Annotated in this window: 2 pseudogenes; one reads left to right on the top strand and one right to left on the bottom strand. The window is 46.0% G+C overall.

The window, feature by feature from the left end:
• Positions 1-265 (bottom strand): annotated as a pseudogene (locus R7Z50_RS27860) (SDR family NAD(P)-dependent oxidoreductase); the annotation flags it as partial.
• Here R7Z50_RS27860 and R7Z50_RS27855 point away from each other — a divergent pair.
• A pseudogene (locus R7Z50_RS27855) lies at positions 242-532 on the top strand (signal peptide peptidase SppA); the annotation flags it as partial. The pseudogenes R7Z50_RS27860 and R7Z50_RS27855 sit on opposite strands and share 24 nt — an antisense overlap.
• Between the last annotated feature and the right edge of the window lie 142 nt (positions 533-674).

Raw genomic sequence — 674 nt, 5'->3', positions numbered from 1 at the left:
GCGATAGCCCTTTGGTTAAGGTATCCATTGCGCCTTTTGATGTGGCGTAATCGACATACTCAAATGGCGCGCCTGAGCGTGATGCCCCAGAAGAAACATTCACAATTGCGCCACCAGTACCGAATCGCTTCGCCGCTTCTCTACAACAGAGAAAGCAGCTATTCACATTAGTGTTCATTACTTTCTGAAAGCGTTCCAAGCTGATTTCCGCCAACGGTGACTGAGTAAATAGAATGCCAACGTTGTTGACCAAATGGGTGACTTCGATGATGCCGTTGAGTTAGCTGCGAAGCTGGCGAACGTGACAGATTACGGGCTTTAATGCGTTGAAGAGCCCTTGTCCCCAAAAGAACAATTCCTACAAGAATTCATGAATCAGGTGAAAGTATCCCTTGGTGTTGACGCAACAAGCCTTCTGCCAAAGAGCCTTCAACCTGTGGCTCAACAGTTCGAACAAGATGCAAGTCTGCTTCAAAGCTTTAACGATCCGAAAGGACAATACGCTTTCTGTTTGAACTGCCAAGTACAGTAGATTTTCAGTAAGAAACACAAAGGGCATCTCTACGTGAGATGCCCTTTTTTATTGAGCTCAACATCTCCTCAGATGACTTTCATATGCTGTGCGCCGAGCCTCGCATCTCAAGGTTATTTAGGTATATAATCCCGCCTCTGTT

The sequence above is a fragment of the Vibrio sp. 1249-1 genome (assembly GCF_033340495.1).
Note: the sequence above shows the minus strand (reverse complement) of the source record. Positions and strands in the feature narration are given on the sequence as shown.